We start from the raw sequence: 18,937 nt of genomic DNA, 5'->3' as shown, positions 1-18,937 counted from the left end.
TTTATCCGACGCGTTTTTATTGGGCGCGGGGTCATGCAGCCTTGGCATCGCGGGATTTGGCCAATAGGCATATACCACGCAATCGGGAGGATACGAATGAAGCATGCCGAGACGGTGACTTTCGGAGGGTCCGCACTGGACCGTGCCGGAGAGGTCCGCGCCGACAAAGAGGCCGTGGCAGCATTGCGCGCAGATGATGCCGCCCGGGCTATCCTGTTCTGGCGGGGCAAGGTGTTGGTTGACCCCGCGCGCCCTGCGTCTCTTGTGCGGTTGCCGCTGGATCATCCCGCACTGGCCGATGCCGGTTCCGCCCCGATTTTGCTGGGGCGCGAAGACGGTGCTGCGCGCTTTGCCTATGACCTGTCACCGTGGATGCCGGACGAGATATTCGATCCGCGCCAGCTGGGGTCTTTTGTGGATCAAAGCGAACAGCGCCACCCGATGCTGCCGCCCGAATATGTGTTTGTCGAAATGCGCCAGGTGATGACATGGCTCACCCCGCGCGACGCCGAACTGGCCGCGACGGGCAAGGCGATTTTGGCGTGGCATGAAAGCCACGGCTATTGCGCCCGCTGCGGGTTTGAAACGGTGGTGAACGACGCGGGTTGGCAACGCAATTGCCCCGCTTGCCGCGCCTCGCATTTCCCGCGCACCGATCCGGTTGTGATCATGCTGATTACCCATGGCAACTCTGTCCTGATGGGCCGGTCGCCGGGGTGGCCCGAGGGTATGTTCTCCCTTCTGGCGGGGTTCTTCGAACCGGGTGAAACGCTCGAGGCCGCGGTGCGCCGCGAGGTCTTTGAAGAGGCCGGCGTTCAGGTCGGCGCTGTCAGCTACCTTGCCAGCCAACCTTGGCCGTTTCCCGCATCGCTTATGTTCGGCTGCGCCGGAGAGGCGACCAGCAGCGAGATCACAATCGACCCCAAGGAAATCGAAGCGGCAATGTGGGTCACCAAAGAAGAGATGATGGATGTCTTCGCCGGACAGCACCCCACAATCAAACCGGCCCGCAAAGGGGCGATTGCCCATTTCCTGTTACAAAACTGGCTTGCGGATACGCTGGACTAAAGCAACCTTCGGTTAAGACTACGGACAAGGCAGAACATGAAATTTTCAACCAAAGAAGACATCGACGCGCCGATTGATGCGGTATTCGACATGCTGTGCGAATTTGACCAGTTCGAACGTGCCGCCATGCGCCGCGGTGCCGAGGTCCAGCGCGTGGATCAGTTGGCAGAACCGGGGGCGGGGATGCTGTGGGAAGCTGCCTTTGACATGCGCGGCAAGCGCCGCGCGCTTCAAGTCGAGATGGACCGTTTCGAACGCCCGACAGAGATGAAGCTGGAAACCCGGTCGCAGGGGCTGACCGGCGACATGAGCTTTGATCTGGTCGCCCTGTCGCGCAGCCGCAGCCGCACCCGCATCATGGTCGCGCTTGACCTCAAGCCGCAAAACCTGTCGGCGCGTCTTTTGGTGCAATCATTGAAGCTGGCCAAAAACGCGCTGACCAAGAAGTTCAAGAAACGTGTTGGCGACTATGCCAAGGACATGGAAGAACGCTACCACAAACCCCGCTAGGGGGCTGTGGCGGCGGATGATTATCTGCCGTGACGGTCGGGGTGCGCGGGGTAGACGCCTAGAATTTCGATCACATTGGTGAAGTGTTCCAGCTCTTCCATCGCGCGGGCGACGGCGGGGTCTTGGGGGTGGCCTTCGATGTCAGCGTAAAACTGCGTCGCCGTGAAAGACCCGCCCGCCATATAGCTTTCCAGCTTGGTCATGTTGACGCCATTCGTCGCAAAGCCGCCCAAGGCCTTGTACAGCGCTGCGGGGATGTTGCGCACCTGAAACACAAAGGTGGTCAGCATATTGTCCGCGCGGCGGGTCTGGTCCAGCTCGGGCGACATCAGCAAAAAGCGCGTGGTGTTGTGGTCCAGGTCTTCGATGTCGCGGGCCAGCACCTTGAGCCCGTGAATATCCGCCGCGACCTCGCTTGCCAGAACGCCCACGTCACGTTCATCCGACACGGCAAGATCAGCCGCCGCACCCGCGCTGTCGGCTGCGGCCTCTGAGGTGATGCCATGGGCATCCAGCCAGCTGCGCGCCTGCGGGATCAACACCATATGCGCGCGCACGTGTTTGATGTCTTCGAGCTTGACGCCGTCATGGGCCATTAAGCTGATGCGTACCCGCACAAATGCCTCGCCGATGATGCGCAGCCCGCTTTGCGGCAAAAGCCGGTGAATGTCCGCGACGCGCCCGTAGGTAGAGTTCTCGACCGGCAGCATTGCCAGATCGGCACGGCCTTCGCGGACGGCGCGGATGACGCCTTCGAAGGTCATGCAAGGCACGGGGACCATGTCGGGGCGGGCCTGCAGGCAGGCTTCGTGGCTATAGGCCCCCAAAGCGCCTTGAAAAGCGATGCGCGGCGCGCTTTTATGGGTCATCAGGGGCATCCTTCTTCAGGTCGTTGCCAACTATGGCGTTTGGTCGCGGTAACTACACCTTGCCCCGACGAAGGGAAAGCAATAGATACGCCTGCAATACGATGCCCGAATACCAACGATGGACCTTCACGCATGTTCGATACAATGACCGTTACCAAAATCGCTGCCGGCCTGTTTGGCGCTTGGCTTGTCCTTCTGCTTGGCAAATTCGCGGGCGAAGAGCTTTATCATGCGAACGCGCATGGCGAACAGGGCTATGTCATTGAAGTGGCTGATGCTTCTGCTGGTGGTGCCGCCGAAGAAACAGTCGATTTCGCTGAAATCCTCGCCGCGGCTGACCCGTCCAACGGCGAAAAGGTTTTCCGCAAATGCTCCGCTTGCCACAAGGCCGAAGACGGTGCGAACGCGGTTGGCCCCTATCTTTATGGTGTCGTCGGACGTCCGGTTGATGGGGCTGATGGTTATGCATCCTATTCCGGCGCGCTTGAGAAAGCCGCGGACACATGGACACCTGAAAACCTGAACGCGTTCCTGACCAAGCCTGCGGGTTTTGCACCGGGCACCATCATGGGTTTTGCAGGTCTGCCCAAGATCGAAGACCGGGCAGATGTCATCGCCTATCTCGACAGCCTGGACAACTGATCCACCCCATATTCCGAATGCAAGGCCGCCCCCTCGTGGGCGGCCTTTTGCTGTGAAGTGCCCTGTTTTCAGTCAGGTAACATATTCGCAACTTGTAACTTGGGCGGTCGGGCCGTTAGCGTGTATCCGGCAGTCACCTGCCACGAAGGCCACCGCCAAACGCCTGTTGTTATAAAGGATACGCCCGATGCCCCGGACCCATGCCCGTGCTGACACAAAATCGCAAACCCCCCTGCTGCGCGTCGCTGGCGCGGCTTTACTTGTCTTTGGGGTGGCGATGCTGGGCGGGGCGGCTTGGGGGCAGGATGATACCGCACAAGGCAGCGGCGATATCATCACCTCGCACGGGTATTCCTTTTACGGCGATCTGAAATACCCCGCCGATTACACCCATTTCGACTATGTGAATCCCGACGCACCCAAGGGGGGCGAGATTTCGATCTCGACGCTGGGGACGTTTGATTCGATGAACCCCTATTCACGCAAGGGCCGCGGCGGCGCGCTGAGCACGGTGATGTACGAAAGCCTGTTGGGCGAGGGCGTTGGCGGAGAGACCGTGCCCGCCGATGTCTACGGCGAAGCCTATTGCCTGCTGTGCGAGAGCCTTGAATACCCCGAGAGCAAGGACTGGGTGATCTTTCACATGCGCAAGGATGCCACATTCTCGACCGGTGATCCTGTGACGGCCCATGATATCGCGTTCAGCCACAACCTGCTACTGGATCAGGGGCTGAAGTCCTATGCCGATGCGGTGCGCAAGTTGATCCCCGAGGTCGAGGTGATCGACGATTACACCATCAAGTTCTATTTCAGCCCCGGCGTGTCGCGCCGCAGCCTGATCGAACAGGTCGGCGGTGTGCCTGCTTGGTCCAAAAAATGGTACGAGGAAACCGGCGCGCGGCTGGACGAATCGCGGCTTGAAACCTCGCCCGGGTCTGGCCCGTATATGATCGACAGCATCGATGTGAACCGTCGGATCGTTTACAAGCGCAACCCCGATTACTGGGGCAAGGATTTGCCGTTCAACGTGGGCCGCAACAACTTTGACAGCATCCGCGTGGAATACTTCGGCGACGAGAATTCGGCGTTCGAGGCGTTCAAGGCGGGTGAATATACCTTCCGCACCGAGGGCAGCTCGAAACAATGGGCATCATCCTATGACTTTCCCAAAGTGACCGCAGGGCAGGTCGTGAAAGAGGATATTCCCGACGGGTCACCGCCCACGCCCTCGGGCATTGTGTTCAACCTTGGCCGCGAGGTGTTGCAAGACAAGCGAGTGCGCGAGGCCGTGGCGTTGGGGTTCAACTTTGAATGGACCAATGAATCGCTGCAATACGGGCTGTTCAAACCGCGTGCATCGTTTACCCAAGATACCCCGCTGATGGCCACGGGCACGCCCCAAGGGGCCGAGCTGGCGCTGCTGGAAAGCCTTGGCGATGTCGTGCCAGAGGCGCTGCTGACGCAAGACGCCGTAGTGCCGCATACCTCTGAGGCGAGCCGCCTGTTGGACCGTCGCAACCTGCGCCGCGCGATGAAACTGCTGGACGAGGCCGGTTGGCCCGTGGGCGACGACGGCAAACGCTATAATGCGCAGGGCAAACCGCTGCAGCTGCGGTTTTTGTTGAACTCGTCCGGATCGGCCACGCTGTCGGCGGTCGTCGAAAACTTTATATCGAATTTGCAGAACATGGGCATCAATGCCGTGCTGGAGAAAGTCGACAGCTCCCAATACACAGCACGCGAACGCGACCGCGATTATGACATGGTGTATGACAGCTATGCCGCGTTTCTGGGCACGGGCACCGGGCTGGAACAGCGCTATGGGTCAGAGGCAGCTGCCTATTCGCTGTTCAACCCTGCGGGGCTTGCCAGTCCGCTGGTCGATGCAATCGTGACCGCGTCGCTTGCCGCCGACACCAAAGAGGAAGAGGACGCCAGCCTGATGGCGCTGGATCGGGCGCTGCGGTATGAGTTTTTCATGATCCCGACCTGGTATAACGACAGCTTCTGGACGGCCTATTATGACCAGTACGACCACCCCGAAACGCAGCCGCCCTATGCTTTGGGCTATCTCGATTTCTGGTGGTACGACGCGGACAAAGCAGACGCCTTGCGCGCTGCGGGCGCACTGAGGTAAACGCCGGTCATGGGCGCATATATTCTTCGACGGCTGTTGCTGATCATTCCGACTTTGCTGGGGATCATGTTGATCAACTTTGCACTGGTGCAGTTCGTGCCCGGTGGTCCGGTTGAACAGGCGATCGCGCGTATTCAGGGCGGCGGTGACGTGTTCGAAGGGTTCTCGGGAGGGGGATCGGATGCGGGCAACGCGGTAGATACGGGCGGCAACGAGAATTACGTCGGCGCACGCGGCCTGCCGCCTGAGTTTATCGCAGAGCTTGAGAAAGAGTTCGGTTTTGACAAACCGCCGGTAGAGCGGTTCGTGAACATGCTGTGGAATTACATGCGGTTCGATTTCGGTGATAGCTATTTCCGGTCGATCAGTGTGATCGAGTTGATCAAGGAAAAGCTACCGGTGTCGATCACGCTCGGGCTTTGGTCCACGTTGATCGCCTATCTCGTGTCGATCCCTTTGGGCATCCGCAAGGCGGTCAAGGATGGCACGGCGTTTGATACCTGGACATCCGGCGCGATTATCGCGGCCTATGCGATTCCCGGTTTTCTGTTCGCGATCCTGTTGCTGGTGCTGTTTGCCGGTGGGTCCTATTGGCAGATATTCCCGCTGCGGGGGCTGACCTCGGATAACTTTGACCAGCTGAGCCCCCTGGGCAAGGTCGCGGATTATTTCTGGCACATCACGCTGCCGGTGCTGGCCTCGACCATCTCGGCCTTTGCGACGCTGACGTTGCTGACCAAGAATAGCTTTCTCGACGAGATCAAAAAGCAATATGTCGTCACGGCACGGGCCAAAGGGCTGTCAGAACGCAAAGTGCTGTACGGCCATGTGTTCCGCAACGCGATGCTGATCGTGATCGCGGGCTTTCCGGCAGTGTTTATCGGCGTGTTCTTTGGCGGATCGCTGATCATCGAGACGATCTTTAGCCTTGATGGCTTGGGCCGTCTGGGCTTCGAAGCGGCGGTCGCACGGGATTACCCCATCGTGTTCGGGACACTGTTCATCTTTGGCCTCATCGGCTTGGTGGTCGGTATCCTGTCTGACCTGATGTATGTGGTTGTTGATCCGCGCATCGACTTTGAAAAACGCGAGGGCTGAACCCTATGGCGCTATCCCCGCTGAACCAACGCCGCTGGCGTAACTTTACCCGCAACCGTCGGGCGTATTGGAGCCTTTGGATTTTCGCGATCCTGTTCGGGATTTCGCTGTTCGCTGAATTTGTGGCCAACGACAAGCCGATCCTCGTGAACTACCGCGGCGACTATTACATGCCGATTTTCAAGTTCTATCCCGAGACGGAATTCGGCGGTGATTTCCTGACCGAAGCGGTCTACCGCGACCCCGAGGTGCAGTGTCTGATTGCGTCTGGCGGGCTGATCGACTGTCTGGACGATCCCGAGGGGATCATAGAAGACGCGCAGGATGGCGACGTCGCGGGCGAGGCGATTGCGGCGGGCTGGTCGATCTGGCCGCCCATTCCGTATAGCTTTAACACCGCCGTGGACCGGCCCGGTGCGGCCCCGCTGCCGCCCAACGGGCAGAACCTGCTGGGCACCGATGGCACCAAGCGTGACGTGCTGGCGCGGGTGATCCACGGGTTCCGTCTGTCGATTATCTTTACCTTGATCGTGACCGGTGCGGCATCGCTGATCGGGATCATCGCGGGGGCGGTGCAGGGGTTCTTTGGCGGCTGGACCGATCTGATTTTCCAGCGCGTGATCGAGATATGGACGTCGACCCCGTCGCTTTATGTGATCATCATCATGTTCGCCATTCTGGGGCGCAGTTTCTGGCTGCTTGTGTTCTTGCTGGTGCTGTTCAGTTGGACGTCGCTGGTGGGTGTTGTACGGGCGGAATTCCTGCGGGCGCGTAACCTTGAATATGTGCGTGCGGCGCGCGCACTTGGGGTGGGGAATATGACGATCATGTTCCGCCACATGCTGCCCAACGCGATGGTCGCGATGCTGACGATGCTGCCGTTTATCATTACCGGCACGATCAGCACGCTCGCGATCCTTGATTTTCTGGGCTTCGGCCTGCCGTCGTCGGCACCGTCTTTGGGCGAGCTGACCTTGCAAGCCAAACAGAACCTGCAAGCGCCCTGGCTGGCGTTTACCGCGTTCTTTACCTTTGCCACCATGCTGTCGCTGCTGATCTTCATTTTCGAAGGAATCCGCGACGCCTTTGACCCGAGAAAGACGTTCTCATGACGCCTTCGACCCCGTCCGCTGCGGTGCTGCAAGTTGAAGACCTGCGCGTGTCCTTCCGTCAGGAAGGTGCGTTGACCCATGCGGTCAAGGGCGTGAGCTTTTCCGTGCAGCGCGGAGAAACCGTGGCGCTGGTGGGGGAGTCCGGTTCGGGTAAATCCGTGTCAGCCCTGAGCACGGTGTCGCTGTTGGGCGACAGCGCGGAGGTCTCGGGATCGGTGCTATATGACGGGCAGCAGATGGTCGGCGCGAATGAAAAGCTGCTGCGTAAGGTGCGCGGCAATGACATCAGCTTTATCTTCCAAGAGCCGATGACATCGTTGAACCCGCTGCACACGATCGAGAAACAGCTGTCGGAATCACTGGCGCTGCATCAGGGCGTGGCGGGGGCGGCAGCGCGGTCGCGGATTCTGGAATTGTTGGACAAGGTCGGGATCATTGACGCCGAAAGCCGGCTGGGGGCGTACCCGCACCAGCTGTCGGGTGGGCAACGGCAACGTGTGATGATTGCGATGGCGCTGGCCAACAAGCCCGACGTGCTGATCGCGGATGAACCGACCACGGCGCTGGATGTAACCATTCAGGCGCAAATCCTTGATCTGTTGAAAGAGCTGAAAGACAGCGAGGGCATGGGCCTGTTGTTCATCACCCATGATCTGGGGATCGTGCGGCGCATTGCCGACCGCGTCTGCGTGATGAAACAGGGCGAGATCGTTGAGCACGGCCCCACGAACGAGATTTTCGAGAACCCGCAGCACCCCTATACGATCAAGCTGCTGGGGGCCGAACCATCGGGCCGCCCCGACCCTGTGCCACAAGATGCCGAAGTCATTGCCAGTACCGACCATCTGAAGGTCTGGTTCCCGATCCAGAAGGGGTTCATGCGCAAGACCGTGGATCACGTGAAGGCGGTCAACGACGCCTCTTTATCTGTGCGCGCCGGAGAGACCTTGGGCATCGTCGGCGAATCCGGTTCTGGCAAGACGACGCTGGCATTGGCCATCATGCGGCTGATCGCCTCCGAAGGGGGCATCCGCTTTATGGGGCAGGACGTGCGCAGTTGGTCCACGGGGCAATTGCGCCGGCTGCGCAAGGATATGCAGATCGTGTTTCAGGACCCGTTTGGCAGCCTGTCGCCACGGATGACCTGTATGCAGATCATCGCCGAAGGGCTGAGCGTGCATAAGGTCGACCCGGACCGAAACCCGCGTGAGCTGGTGCATGATGTGATGATCGAGGTGGGGTTGGACCCTGCCACGATGGACCGGTATCCGCATGAATTTTCCGGCGGTCAGCGTCAACGGATCGCGATTGCGCGGGCGATGGTGCTGCGGCCCAAACTGCTGGTGCTGGACGAGCCGACCTCGGCGCTGGACATGACCGTGCAGGTGCAGATCGTGGACCTGCTACGCAATCTACAGCGCAAATACGGGCTGGCGTATCTGTTCATCAGCCACGACCTCAAGGTCGTGCGCGCGATGTCGCATAAGGTGATGGTGATGAAGCGGGGGGATGTGGTCGAATACGGCGACGTTGATACGCTTTATGACAACCCAAAGTCAGAGTATACGCGCACCTTGTTGCAGGCGACGACCTGAGCAGGCCAAGCTTAGGAGCTTGGCCCGATCATAAAGCAGTTCACATTACGTGCGACCAAGCGGCGGCAGGCCAGATCGGCTGTCTCGCGGGTCATGCCAAGGAAGTTGGCGTCGAACCCCTGTGGGCGGCGCACGACTTTGCGCAGGCTCCCGTCGAGGGTCGAAATTTCAGACAAAGCGGTCTTTAGCAGGATTTTCTCTGCGGCATAGCGGCTGGGGTAGCGACCCACATTGACGCCCCAGTGACGGCCACCAGAGGTGGAGACCCGCGTGATGACTTCGGGTGCGGGGGGCGCTTTGGGGGTGATCTGTCTGACAGCGGCTGTTTCGACCAGCGATGCGGCGGCAGAGGGGCGCAGGGTCGGACGCACAGAGACAGCGGCCAGCAGGGTTTCTGCTTCGGGTTCGGGGGCAGGGGCCTGTGCGACGACGGCTGGCGCGGTTTTCTGCGCCTCTTGCAGCGCGGCGGTGATGTCGGCATTCAGAATAGGCGAGCTCGCTTGCGGTGCTTCGGCAGTTGCGACAACGACCTGCGCCTGATGACCCGGACGCAAGGTCGGGCGTTTGGAACTGGTGACCGCGCCCACAAGACGGATGACTTTGCCAGCCCCCCCGTTGGAGGCGACAGGCGTGTCTTCGATGTCGGCATAGGCTGGTTTGGAGGGTTTGTTCAAAGGCGCGCTAGACGGGGCGCGGCGAAAGCCCAGATCCATCAGCTCGGTTACTTTGGCGTTACGCGCACTGGTCGAGGTGCCGCCGAAAACTGTCACGATCACCCGTTCATTGCCCCGTTCGGCGGAGGCCGTGAGGTTGAAGCCCGCGGCACGGGTGTAGCCCGTTTTGATGCCGTCAGCGCCTTTGTAGGAGCCGAGAAAGCGGCGGTTGGTGTGGCTGACCTTGCGCACGCCGGCATCAGCCGTGATGCGCGAAAACAGGTTGTAGTATTCGGGGTGATCATAGAGCAGGTGGCGGCCCATGATGGTCATGTCGTGCGCGGTAGACATGTGGCCGGACTCTGTCAGGCCGTGGGCGTTCTTGAAGGTGGTGTTGGTCATGCCGAGCGCTTTGGCAGTGCGGTTCATACGGCGTGCAAAATTTGCCTCGGAGCCTTCGATTGCTTCGCCGATGGCCGTGGCGGCGTCATTGGCAGATTTGACCGCAGCCGCGCGGATCAGGTAGCGCAGGGAGATGGTTTGACCCGATTTCAGCCCTAGTTTGCTGGGCGGTTCGGACGCGGCGTGGCTGGTGATCTTGACCTTGCTGTCCAGCGAAATCTCACCACGTTTAATCGCCTCGAATGCGATATAAAGCGTCATCATTTTAGTGAGGGAGGCCGGGTGCAGACGGGTGTCGGCGTTTTGGGAATGCAGCACTTCGCCGGTACGGGCGTCGATAACATAAGCGGCATAGGGGGCCGCCATTGCGCTTAGTGGCAAGATCATCAAGATCCATATTGCCGCAAGGATGAATAGCCCAAACCGGGCTGGCTGCACACGCCGCACTCTCATAACAACTGCCTTTGCTCTGCCTAAGCCGCCGATTTTTCGACTGACCATTTTTATTAAGGTCACCGTATCATAGGTCGAAATTTCGATAAACCCGTCCAATGTGGCAGGCTCCTCAAAAGCGGCGATTTTTGGGCAGCACATGTAGCGTATGCTCAATCTTCCGCCACTATAGAGGCGATTGCGGCAGGAATGTGGCGGGAGTTGGGCGACAACGCAGCGAAGGTGCGGCGAGAATCCAGCAAAGTTCAGGGCAGTAGCTTTGCCACCTCGGACAGTCGGGCGATCTGATGGAAGCGGGGCGAATCACTTGGCGCGGGGGCGTGCTCCAGCGCCCAGGTGATACCGTGAGGGATATAGACGCCATGGCCGCCCGCATCGATCATCGGCACCACGTCGGACTTCATCGAGTTGCCGATCATCATGCCGCGGGCCGGACCGTCCCCGTGGCTGTCAAAGATGCGCTGGTAGGTTTGCGGGGTCTTGTCCGACACAATTTCTATCGCGCTGAACATCCCGCGCAGTCCGGATTCAGCAAGCTTGCGTTCCTGATCCAGCAGGTCGCCCTTGGTCACGAGCACGAGGGTATAGGTGTCTTGCAGCACCTCTAGGGTTTCACAGACATCGGGCAGCAATTCGACCGGATGCGCCAGCATATCACGGCCCGCCGCGAGTATTTGTGAAATGACGTCGGCGGGCACGCGGCCTTGGGTGACCTCGATTGCGGTTTCGATCATCGACAGGGTGAACCCCTTGATACCAAAACCGTAGTGCGGAATGTTGCGGCGCTCTGCATCAAGCAGCCGGTCCATCAGGCTTTCGCGGTCTGTATAATCGGCAAGAAGTTCTGCGAATTTGACATGGGTCAAAGCAAAGAAACGTTCGTTGTGCCATAAAGTGTCATCGGCATCAAAACCGATGGTCGTTAGCGGATTACCCATCTTTGGCGCGCCCTCTTTTCTAATTCTGCTTTAGGGTTATATAGACGGCTATACGACTCACTTGAAACGACTTCTCAGGCAGGAGCAGCAATGCGCCTTGATGATCTTATGATGGCGGGCAAAGATCGGGACGACGATGAAACCGATCTGTTGACCAAGACCAAACCAAAGACCAAGCGGCCGCCTTTGTACAAGGTGATGCTGTTGAACGATGATTTCACCCCGATGGAGTTTGTGGTGATCGTTCTTGAACGCTTTTTCGGGCTGAACCACACCCAGGCCTTCGAGATCATGTTGACCGTGCATAAAAAAGGGCTGGCGGTCGTGGGTGTGTTTAGCCACGAGATCGCCGAAACCAAGGTCGCGCAAGTGATGGATTTCGCCCGACGTCACCAGCACCCGCTGCAATGCACTATGGAAAAAGAAGAATAACACGTGATTGATGCACGCCTGCACCTGGCGCTTGACGGCGGTGGTCTTGAGTTGCCGGCTGAAGGGACGATTGCCGTCTTTCAGCCCCCCCGTGACAGTGATTTGCCCGGCCTTGATAAGGACCGCGTTCAGATCATCCATGGCTTTAAGCCTGATTACGATGCGTGGGCGGCACGAGGCTATGATGTCGTGCGCACGATCAAGGACCGCTATGCGGCCTGTATCGTGTGCTTGCCACGCGCCAAGGCCGAAGCCCGCGCTGTCATCGCCGCCGCCTGCGAGGTCTGCGACGGGATCGTTGTGATCGACGGACAAAAGACCGACGGGGCCGATAGTGTCCTGCGCGAGATGCGCGACCGCGTGACGGTGCAGGGCCCGATTTCCAAGGCACATGGCAAGATGTTCTGGATCTCTGAGCCCGCGGCAGAATTTTTTGCCGACTGGCGTCGAGGCCCTGAACTGACAGAGGGCGGGTTTTGGACTGCACCGGGGGTCTTTTCTGCAGATGGCGTCGATCTGGCGTCAGCGTTGCTGGTTGATGCCTTGCCCGAAAAGCTGGGGTCCGAGGTCGCCGATCTGGGGGCCGGTTGGGGCTTTTTGTCGGCGCACGCGCTGACACGCCCGGGTATCAAAAACCTATATGTTGTCGAGGCAGGGCATCTGGCGCTTGAATGCGCGCGCCGCAATGTCACCGATGACCGCGCGTCTTTTCATTGGGAGGATGCCACCAGCTGGGAGCCGCCGCACCGGTTGGACGGCGTCATCATGAACCCGCCGTTTCACATCGGACGCGCCGCTGAACCACAAATCGGACAGGCTTTTGTTGCCACCGCAGCACGCATTCTGTCGCCCCAAGGCAAACTGTGGATGGTGGCAAACCGTCATTTGCCCTATGAGGCAGAGTTGAAAACCCGTTTCGCCCATGTCGAGGAAATCGGCGGCGATGCGCGGTTTAAACTGTTTCACGCGGCACGGCCCTTGCGCAAGCGTCGGTAGGTTGGCTGCGGCTGATTAAGGAACGAGTTATGTCATTCTCAATATCTGGCAAGAACGTCATCATCACAGGGGCCGCAAACGGCATCGGCTTGGCGATTGCACGTCAGTTTGCCGACAAAGGTGCCAATGTGATGTGCGCCGACATCGACGAGAAAGCGCTGATTGAAGAATTGGGAGATGCCAAGGACGAGGGCAACATCCGCTTTTTCGCGGGCGATTTGCGGCAACGTTTGACCATTGCGAACCTTGTATCCGCTACCATCGATGCCTTTGACGAGGTCGACGTGCTGGTGAACGCATCGCGGCAGTTTTTGCCCACGGATGCGTTGGACGGCGACGACACCAGCGTTGAAACCCTGTGGCAGGAAAACGTGATGACCGCGATGCAGCTGACACAGCAGGTCGCCAAACGCATGATCAAACAAGCCGAAGGGCAAGAGGGCGGCGCTGTTGGCAGCATCATCAACCTGAGCTCGACGACCTCGCGGCACACACGGCCCGAGCTGATGGCCTATTCCATGGCGGCAGCAGCGCTGGAACAGATGACGCGTTCAATGGCGCTGACACTGGCGCCGCACCGCATCCGCGTGAACGCCGTCGCCTTCGGGTCGGTGATGAGCGGCTCGCTAAAGGCGTCTTGCGCCGAGAACCGTGAATGGCGCGACGACATTCGCAATCACACGCCGCTGGGGCGCATCGCCTCTCCGTCGGAGTTGGCCGATACGATCCAGTATCTTGCTGCCGACAGTTCAAGCTTTCTGACCGGAGAAGTGATCGTGGTGGACGGGGGGCGGTCCTTGTTGGACGCCGTGGACGCGCCGGCACACTAAAAACGCAGCAACGAAAGGCTTTGCGCATGACCGATGATTTCGAGGCGGAAAGAACCCGCGCCGCTGATTGGTTCCGCAGCCTGCGCGACCAGATCGTGGAGGCATTCGAAACGCTGGAGCGTGACCACGCCGAGGGGCCGCTGTCAGGTGCGGCCGCTGGCACATTCGAGGTAACCCCGACCAAACGCAGCAGCGACGATGGCAGCGATGCGGGCGGTGGCCTGATGAGCGTGATGCGCGGCGGGCGGGTGTTCGAGAAAGTCGGCGTCAATGTATCGACTGTTTTCGGCACATTGGGAGAGCGGGCGCAGTCCGCCATGGCGGCGCGCAAGGGCATCCCCGGCATGACCGAAGACCCGCGGTTCTGGGCATCAGGCATCAGTCTGGTGGCGCATATGCAAAACCCCCATGCCCCTGCGGTACATATGAACACCCGCATGTTCTGGACGCCCCATGCCAGCTGGTTTGGCGGCGGGTCCGATTTGAACCCCTGTATCGAATATGCCGAGGACACGGCGCATTTCCATGCTGTCCAAAAAGCGCATCTGGACCCGCACGGGCGCGATCTTTACCCGCGTCTGAAGGAATGGGCGGACGAGTACTTCTACATCCCGCACCGTCACCGCGCACGCGGGGTGGGGGGGATCTTTATGGATGATCACGCGACAGGGGATTGGGAGGCCGACTTTACCCTGACCCAAGACATTGGTCGCGCGTTCCTGCCCGCCTATCTGCCGCTGGTGCAAGAGCGGATCACCCAAGACTGGTCGGACGCCGACAAAGACGCGCAACTGGTGCATCGCGGGCTTTATGCGGAATATAACCTTGTCTATGACCGCGGCACAAAATTCGGGCTGGAAACCGGCCATGACGCCAATGCGGTTCTCATGAGCCTGCCGCCTTTGGCGAAGTGGGTGTAAAGGGGCTAGCCCCCGCCCTGCGGGCTCCCCCGGGATTTGAGCCATCTGGAATAAAAAAGGCCCCCGACTGTGCAAGTAGGGGGCCTTTTCGGTCAGTTTGGTGTCAGCTTATTGCTTTGGCAGCATCACGCCATCGATCACGTGGATCACGCCGTTCGACTGTTTGACGTCGGCAATGGTCACAAACGCTGCGTTGCCGTTTTCATCGGCCAGCATCATGCGGCCGTCGTCAGCATAGGATGCTTGCAGTGTGCAGCCACCCAGCGTGGGAACGGGGTGCTCGCCGCCGTCATCCTTGATCATGCCTTGCAGGGCTTCGGCCATTACAGCTTTGCCGACCACGTGGCAGGTCAGGACTTCGGTCAGTTGGTCCTTGTTTTCGGGCTTGAGCAGGTTCTCTACGGCACCAGCGTCAAGACGGTCGAAACCGGCGTTGGTGGGGGCGAATACGGTAAAGGGGCCTTCGCCGGACAGGGTTTCGACCAGACCAGCTGCTTTTACGGCGGCAACCAATGTGGTGTGGTCAGCAGAGTTCACGGCGTTTTCAATGATGTTCTTTTCGGCAAACATCTCGGCGCCACCAACCATCGGGTTCATCGCGTGTGCATCCGCAAAAGCTGCACCAGTGGTCAGGGCCAGCGCTGCGGTTGCTGTCATCATTTTCTTGGCGAAAGTCATGGTGTTCTCCTGGGTTAATATCGTGATCAGTTGCTGATCATGACGGAGTAACGTGCCCATGCGTTGCTTAGTTTCAAAAGCCGTGTGAAATAAGTTTCGATCTTACCCTTTGGTGTGCCAGTCAAAGAATCCGGGGCCTGCCTGCGCCAATAGGTCTTGAGCAAGATCGACACCCATCAGGCCACCTTCGGAGATAGGGCCACTGCGTTCACCGCTCAGCGCCTCTGATCCGTCGGGACGCAGCACTTCGCCGCGCAGGTGCAGCGTATCACCGTCAAGCGTCGCGAGCCCAGCAATCGGGGTTTCGCACGACCCGTCGAGTGTCAGCAGGAAGGCGCGTTCCGCCGCGAGCCGTTGTCCGGTGGGGGTGTCGTGGATCGCGGCGAGCATGGCTTCGGTGTCGATATCACCGGCGCGGCGTTCGATGCCAATCGCCCCTTGTGCGACAGCGGGCAGCATCAGCGTATCGTTGATCGGGGTGGCGGGGACGTGCTGCATGCCCAGCCGGTTCAGGCCGGCCACCGCAAGGAAGGTGCATTCGGCCACGCCATCGGCGAGCTTTTTCAGACGGGTTTGCACGTTGCCGCGGAATTCGACGACCCTCAGGTCGGGGCGCTGGTGCAAGAGCTGCGCGCGGCGGCGCAGGCTGGAGGTGCCCACCACAGCGCCTTGGGCCAATTGATCCAGCGCAGAGAGCGTCGGCGCAACAAAGGCATCGCGGGGGTCTTCGCGCGGGAGATAGGTGTCGAGCAACAAGCCTCCCGGCTGGACGGTCGGCATGTCTTTCATCGAGTGGACCGCAATGTCGATCTTGCCGGCCAGCAGGTCGTCTTCGATTTCGCGCGTAAACAGACCCTTGCCGCCGATATCCTTGAGCGGGCGATCCTGAATGACATCGCCGGTCACTTTGATCACCACGATTTCGAAAGCCGCTTGCGGGATTTCGAAAGCTGCAGCCAGACGAGCGCGGGTTTCATAGGCCTGGGCCATCGCCAAAGGCGAGCCGCGGGTACCGATGCGCAAAGGGTTTTCGGGGGTGGGCAGGTTCACAGTCATGGCCCTTCTTTAGGGGGGCCGATCTGATCTGACAAGCGGTGCCATTGCCTTGACATCGGGGCGCTACATCTTGACCTAAGACAAAACCTTTGAAGAGTAGGAATACCCGATGCCGCAGACCGATACGCAAAGCAAAACCATTCTGCGTTCATTGGCAGGAGAGACGTTGCCGGTGCCTCCGATCTGGATGATGCGGCAGGCGGGTCGCTATCTGCCAGAGTATAAGGCGACACGTGCACAGGCGGGGGATTTTCTGTCGCTGTGCTATAACCCTGATCTCGCGACCGAGGTGACGCTGCAGCCGATCCGGCGCTATGGGTTTGATGCGGCGATCCTGTTTGCGGATATTTTGCTTGTGCCACAAGCGCTTGGCGCGGATCTGTGGTTTGTCACTGGCGAAGGGCCGCGCCTGTCGACGGTCACCACGCAGGCGGATTTCGACAAGCTGCGGCCCGTCGGTGATATTCACGAGACGTTGAACCCTATCTATCAGACGGTGCGCAACCTTACCGCTGCGCTGCCGCGCGAGACGACGTTGATCGGCTTTGCCGGTGCGCCCTGGACCGTGGCGACCTATATGGTTGCAGGGCAGGGGACCAAGGATCAGGGGCCGGCGCATCTGCTGCGCACGCAAGATAACGCGCTTTTTGAAAAGCTGCTGGACCTGATTACCAAGGCGACGATCGAATATATGTCTGCGCAAATTGACGCAGGGGCCGAAGTGATGAAGATTTTTGACAGCTGGGCTGGATCGTTGCCCGGCGATGCGTTCGAGAAATACGCGGTCGCGCCGGCGCGCGAGATCACGCAAGAACTGAAGAAGCGGCATCCCGGTATTCCGATCATTGGTTTCCCGCGCGAGGCGGGTGATAAATACATCGGGTTTGCCAAGGCAACGGGCGTGGATTGTGTGGCGCTGGATAACTCTGTCTCGGCGGATTGGGCGGCGCAGCATGTGCAGGTTGACGGATGTGTGCAGGGCAATCTTGCATCGACCCATATGGTCACGGGCGGGCAGGCGCTGGTGGACGATACGCGCCAGATCGTCAAAGCCTTTTCCAAGGGGCCGCATATCTTTAACCTTGGCCACGGGATCACGCCGGATGCCGATCCTGACAACGTGCAGCGCATGATCGATACGGTTCGCGAAGGCGAATAATTGAAGAAGATTGGCTTTGGCTCTTGACGGGGGCCGAAGCCTGTCATACTCGGAGCGCCGATGGCGTTATAGCTCAGTTGGTTAGAGCGAACGACTCATAATCGTTAGGTCCCTGGTTCAAATCCAGGTAACGCCACCATCACCCCCCCTTGTTTTTGTCAAAGATCGCTTTGCGCCCAACCCGCCAGCTTTGCCCCGTCGCGTGTTTTTCATCGGGCGACGTCACAGATGATTGATAAACGCGTGTTGCTGGTGTCAAGTGTTGCTCAGCGAGATGCTCGGAACCGCTCGGCAACAGAGGGGTCCGTCTTTGACTGAACTTGGGAGAGTTAGATGATGATGAGAAGAGCCCTGATGGGGATCGCGGGTGCGGCCCTTGCCGTTGGCATGAGCGCGACCGGCGCACTGGCGCAAGAGGTCACGCTGCGGATGCACCAGTTCCTGCCGCCACAGGCCAATGTGCCGAAGCTTATTCTGGATGTCTGGGCTGACAAGGTTGAAGCGGCCAGTGACAACCGGATCAAGATTGAACGCTACCCTTCAATGCAGCTTGGCGGGAAACCACCAGAGCTGATGGATCAGGCGATTGACGGCGTGGCCGATATCGTCTGGACCGTGGTGGGCTATACCCCGGGCCGCTATCCGACGACCGAAGTGTTTGAGCTGCCCTTTATGGTGACGGACGCCCGCGCGGCCAGCTCTGCCTATTGGCAGATGTTCGAAAAGCACATGAAAGACACCGAGTTCAAGGATGTGCATATTCTGGGAACATGGGTCCACGGTCCCGGCCTGTTGCACACGAACGCCGAAGTTCGATCGCCAGACGATATGCAGGGTCTCAAGATCCGCGGCGGGTCGCGTTTGGTGAATCAGCTGCTTGAGATCACCGGCGCGACACCTGTTGGTATGCCGGTTCCGGCGATTCCCGAAGGTCTGTCCAAGGGTGTGATCGACGGCACCACGATCCCGTGGGAAGTGACGCCATCGTTGAAAGTGCCCGAGCTGGTAACGAACCACACCGAATTTGACGGTGCCGCGCTTTATACGCTGACCTTTGTGCTGGCGATGAACAAGGACCGCTATGACGGGCTGTCGGACGAACTGAAAAAAGTTCTGGATGACAACTCGGGTCTGGAATTCTCTGTCTTTGCCGGTGGCACACAGGCGGATGCCGATGGGCCTGCGCGTCAGGTGGCTATAGATCTGGGCAACAACGTGGTCGAGCTGAACGAAGAAGAAACGCGCGTGTGGCGCGATGCGTCGCAGCCGATCTATGACAGCTGGATTGCCGATATGGACAGCAAGGGCATCGACGGCCAAGCGCTGATCGACGAAGCGCGTGAGCTGATGGACGCTTACGGTAAGTAATCCGTAGCGCGTATAGCAGGC

At 59.4% G+C, this 18,937-nt stretch carries 18 protein-coding genes and 1 tRNA gene; 14 read left to right on the top strand and 5 right to left on the bottom strand.

Annotated features, from left to right (window positions below; translation table 11 throughout):
• The first annotated feature begins 96 nt into the window (after positions 1-96).
• On the top strand, positions 97-1,068 hold the full coding sequence (nudC, locus tag ACVBAU_RS15715; protein ID WP_448327107.1) for an NAD(+) diphosphatase: 972 nt from the start codon (positions 97-99) through the stop codon (positions 1,066-1,068).
• Positions 1,069-1,104: 36 nt separating this feature from the next.
• Positions 1,105-1,578: an SRPBCC family protein gene (locus ACVBAU_RS15710; protein ID WP_448327105.1), complete on the top strand. Its 474-nt coding sequence runs from the start codon at positions 1,105-1,107 to the stop codon at positions 1,576-1,578.
• Between the two features lie 20 nt (positions 1,579-1,598).
• Here ACVBAU_RS15710 and ACVBAU_RS15705 read toward each other — a convergent pair whose 3' ends face one another.
• Entirely contained in the window at positions 1,599-2,447 is an 849-nt protein-coding gene (locus tag ACVBAU_RS15705) for a prephenate dehydratase (RefSeq protein ID WP_138924988.1), read from the bottom strand.
• A gap of 132 nt (positions 2,448-2,579) precedes the next feature.
• Here ACVBAU_RS15705 and ACVBAU_RS15700 point away from each other — a divergent pair, with 132 nt between their 5' ends.
• From ACVBAU_RS15700 to ACVBAU_RS15680, 5 genes are all read left to right on the top strand, one after another.
• Positions 2,580-3,089 carry a c-type cytochrome gene (locus ACVBAU_RS15700; protein ID WP_448327103.1) on the top strand — a complete coding sequence of 170 codons (510 nt, stop codon included), beginning with the start codon at positions 2,580-2,582 and terminating at the stop codon, positions 3,087-3,089.
• A 187-nt stretch (positions 3,090-3,276) separates the two neighbouring features.
• Positions 3,277-5,226, top strand: coding sequence for an extracellular solute-binding protein (locus ACVBAU_RS15695; protein WP_448327101.1), 1,950 nt, complete (start codon positions 3,277-3,279; stop codon positions 5,224-5,226).
• A gap of 9 nt (positions 5,227-5,235) precedes the next feature.
• Positions 5,236-6,324: a microcin C ABC transporter permease YejB gene (locus ACVBAU_RS15690; protein WP_093731683.1), complete on the top strand. Its 1,089-nt coding sequence runs from the start codon at positions 5,236-5,238 to the stop codon at positions 6,322-6,324.
• Between the two features lie 5 nt (positions 6,325-6,329).
• Entirely contained in the window at positions 6,330-7,436 is a 1,107-nt protein-coding gene (locus ACVBAU_RS15685; RefSeq protein ID WP_138924991.1) for an ABC transporter permease, read from the top strand.
• Positions 7,433-9,031, top strand: a complete 1,599-nt coding sequence (locus ACVBAU_RS15680; protein ID WP_138924992.1) for an ABC transporter ATP-binding protein — start codon at positions 7,433-7,435, stop codon at positions 9,029-9,031. The genes ACVBAU_RS15685 and ACVBAU_RS15680 overlap by 4 nt, the downstream gene beginning before the upstream one ends.
• Before the next feature lie 11 nt (positions 9,032-9,042).
• Here the strand turns inward: ACVBAU_RS15680 and ACVBAU_RS15675 are convergent, their stop codons facing one another.
• Both ACVBAU_RS15675 and ACVBAU_RS15670 read right to left on the bottom strand, forming a co-directional pair.
• On the bottom strand, positions 9,043-10,539 hold the full coding sequence (locus ACVBAU_RS15675; protein ID WP_448327098.1) for a D-alanyl-D-alanine carboxypeptidase family protein: 1,497 nt from the start codon (positions 10,537-10,539) through the stop codon (positions 9,043-9,045).
• 245 nt (positions 10,540-10,784) lie between these two features.
• Positions 10,785-11,477 carry an HAD family hydrolase gene (locus tag ACVBAU_RS15670; RefSeq protein ID WP_448327096.1) on the bottom strand — a complete coding sequence of 231 codons (693 nt, stop codon included), beginning with the start codon at positions 11,475-11,477 and terminating at the stop codon, positions 10,785-10,787.
• A 90-nt stretch (positions 11,478-11,567) separates the two neighbouring features.
• Between ACVBAU_RS15670 and clpS the strand changes: the two genes are divergently transcribed.
• The 4 genes from clpS to hemF are packed head-to-tail and all read left to right on the top strand — an operon-like array spanning position 11,568 to position 14,655.
• Entirely contained in the window at positions 11,568-11,909 is a 342-nt protein-coding gene (clpS, locus tag ACVBAU_RS15665) for an ATP-dependent Clp protease adapter ClpS (protein ID WP_448327094.1), read from the top strand.
• A 3-nt stretch (positions 11,910-11,912) separates the two neighbouring features.
• Positions 11,913-12,905: a class I SAM-dependent methyltransferase gene (locus ACVBAU_RS15660; protein WP_138924995.1), complete on the top strand. Its 993-nt coding sequence runs from the start codon at positions 11,913-11,915 to the stop codon at positions 12,903-12,905.
• Positions 12,906-12,934: 29 nt separating this feature from the next.
• Positions 12,935-13,735: an SDR family NAD(P)-dependent oxidoreductase gene (locus ACVBAU_RS15655; RefSeq protein WP_093731689.1), complete on the top strand. Its 801-nt coding sequence runs from the start codon at positions 12,935-12,937 to the stop codon at positions 13,733-13,735.
• A gap of 26 nt (positions 13,736-13,761) precedes the next feature.
• Positions 13,762-14,655, top strand: coding sequence for an oxygen-dependent coproporphyrinogen oxidase (gene hemF, locus ACVBAU_RS15650; protein ID WP_448327091.1), 894 nt, complete (start codon positions 13,762-13,764; stop codon positions 14,653-14,655).
• A 108-nt stretch (positions 14,656-14,763) separates the two neighbouring features.
• On the opposite strand, the gene ACVBAU_RS15645 is transcribed toward hemF, so the two are convergent.
• On the bottom strand, positions 14,764-15,333 hold the full coding sequence (locus ACVBAU_RS15645) for a fasciclin domain-containing protein (RefSeq protein ID WP_448327090.1): 570 nt from the start codon (positions 15,331-15,333) through the stop codon (positions 14,764-14,766).
• A gap of 102 nt (positions 15,334-15,435) precedes the next feature.
• Positions 15,436-16,389, bottom strand: a complete 954-nt coding sequence (gene hemC, locus ACVBAU_RS15640; protein ID WP_448327088.1) for a hydroxymethylbilane synthase — start codon at positions 16,387-16,389, stop codon at positions 15,436-15,438.
• Between the two features lie 109 nt (positions 16,390-16,498).
• Here hemC and hemE point away from each other — a divergent pair, with 109 nt between their 5' ends.
• The 3 genes from hemE to ACVBAU_RS15625 all read left to right on the top strand — a co-directional run bounded on the left by hemE (position 16,499) and on the right by ACVBAU_RS15625 (position 18,916).
• A complete protein-coding gene (gene hemE / locus ACVBAU_RS15635; RefSeq protein WP_448327086.1) occupies positions 16,499-17,548 on the top strand; it encodes a uroporphyrinogen decarboxylase in 1,050 nt (349 codons plus the stop codon).
• Positions 17,549-17,610: 62 nt separating this feature from the next.
• Positions 17,611-17,687 (top strand) — tRNA-Met (locus ACVBAU_RS15630).
• A gap of 194 nt (positions 17,688-17,881) precedes the next feature.
• Positions 17,882-18,916: a TRAP transporter substrate-binding protein gene (locus ACVBAU_RS15625; RefSeq protein ID WP_448327084.1), complete on the top strand. Its 1,035-nt coding sequence runs from the start codon at positions 17,882-17,884 to the stop codon at positions 18,914-18,916.
• The last annotated feature ends 21 nt before the right edge of the window (positions 18,917-18,937 follow it).

It is taken from the genome of Sulfitobacter sp. M13, from assembly GCF_053474885.1.
Note: the sequence above shows the minus strand (reverse complement) of the source record. Positions and strands in the feature narration are given on the sequence as shown.

Bases quoted from the DNA above. Each gene is read 5' to 3' on its own strand.
- ACVBAU_RS15670 (WP_448327096.1), bottom strand. From the start codon at position 11,477: ATGGGTAATCCGCTAACGACCATCGGTTTTGATGCCGATGACACTTTA.
- hemE (WP_448327086.1), top strand. From the start codon at position 16,499: ATGCCGCAGACCGATACGCAAAGCAAAACCATTCTGCGTTCATTGGCA.
- nudC (WP_448327107.1), top strand. From the start codon at position 97: ATGAAGCATGCCGAGACGGTGACTTTCGGAGGGTCCGCACTGGACCGT.
- clpS (WP_448327094.1), top strand. From the start codon at position 11,568: ATGCGCCTTGATGATCTTATGATGGCGGGCAAAGATCGGGACGACGAT.
- ACVBAU_RS15680 (WP_138924992.1), top strand. From the start codon at position 7,433: ATGACGCCTTCGACCCCGTCCGCTGCGGTGCTGCAAGTTGAAGACCTG.
- hemC (WP_448327088.1), bottom strand. From the start codon at position 16,389: ATGACTGTGAACCTGCCCACCCCCGAAAACCCTTTGCGCATCGGTACC.
- ACVBAU_RS15710 (WP_448327105.1), top strand. From the start codon at position 1,105: ATGAAATTTTCAACCAAAGAAGACATCGACGCGCCGATTGATGCGGTA.
- ACVBAU_RS15690 (WP_093731683.1), top strand. From the start codon at position 5,236: ATGGGCGCATATATTCTTCGACGGCTGTTGCTGATCATTCCGACTTTG.
- ACVBAU_RS15655 (WP_093731689.1), top strand. From the start codon at position 12,935: ATGTCATTCTCAATATCTGGCAAGAACGTCATCATCACAGGGGCCGCA.
- ACVBAU_RS15705 (WP_138924988.1), bottom strand. From the start codon at position 2,447: ATGACCCATAAAAGCGCGCCGCGCATCGCTTTTCAAGGCGCTTTGGGG.
- ACVBAU_RS15625 (WP_448327084.1), top strand. From the start codon at position 17,882: ATGATGATGAGAAGAGCCCTGATGGGGATCGCGGGTGCGGCCCTTGCC.
- ACVBAU_RS15645 (WP_448327090.1), bottom strand. From the start codon at position 15,333: ATGACTTTCGCCAAGAAAATGATGACAGCAACCGCAGCGCTGGCCCTG.
- ACVBAU_RS15675 (WP_448327098.1), bottom strand. From the start codon at position 10,539: ATGAGAGTGCGGCGTGTGCAGCCAGCCCGGTTTGGGCTATTCATCCTT.
- hemF (WP_448327091.1), top strand. From the start codon at position 13,762: ATGACCGATGATTTCGAGGCGGAAAGAACCCGCGCCGCTGATTGGTTC.
- ACVBAU_RS15685 (WP_138924991.1), top strand. From the start codon at position 6,330: ATGGCGCTATCCCCGCTGAACCAACGCCGCTGGCGTAACTTTACCCGC.
- ACVBAU_RS15695 (WP_448327101.1), top strand. From the start codon at position 3,277: ATGCCCCGGACCCATGCCCGTGCTGACACAAAATCGCAAACCCCCCTG.
- ACVBAU_RS15700 (WP_448327103.1), top strand. From the start codon at position 2,580: ATGTTCGATACAATGACCGTTACCAAAATCGCTGCCGGCCTGTTTGGC.